This is a genomic window from Aeromicrobium sp. CFBP 8757 (assembly GCF_014841755.1).
In the GTDB taxonomy this organism is placed as follows: Bacteria; Actinomycetota; Actinomycetes; order Propionibacteriales; family Nocardioidaceae; genus Aeromicrobium.
The window spans coordinates 1-485 of the sequence record NZ_JACYUM010000023.1; the positions used below are offsets into that span (position 1 = coordinate 1).

1 protein-coding gene is annotated in these 485 nt (G+C 68.7%); it reads left to right on the plus strand.

From position 1 onward, the window contains the following. A partial coding sequence (locus IFT73_RS18575) for an HNH endonuclease signature motif containing protein (protein WP_192168920.1) occupies positions 1-485 on the plus strand: 485 nt, incomplete at both ends.

Below are 485 nucleotides of genomic sequence, written 5' to 3' on the forward strand. Positions count from 1 at the left end.
CCCGACGACGACCGCACCGTCGCGCAGCGTGAGGCCGACCTGCTGGTCGCGTGGTGCACCGACTCCGAGGCCACCGAGGCCGCGGTCGATGCGAACATCGGCGTCACGATCGGTGCGGACGTCCTGGCCGGCGCGAACCCCGGCTTCGCCGAGTCCACCGACGGCACCTGGGGCGTCCCCGCCACCTGGATCGCCGACGTGGCCGAATCCGGCAGCGTGTTCTGGCACCGCATCATCACCGACCCGACCGGCGACGACGTCCTCGCCCACGAGTACCTCGGCAGATTCGCCCCCGACGTTCTCAACGTGGCGTTGAGATTCCTCTACGGCACCTGCCAAGGGCCGGGCTGCATGGTTCCAGCCGAACGATGCGACATCGACCATCGGATTCCGTTTCCCGAAGGCCCCACCCGGGGAGACAACCTCGGACCGTTGTGCCGACGACACCACACCTACAAGGGCCACGGCATCCTGCACTGGACCAC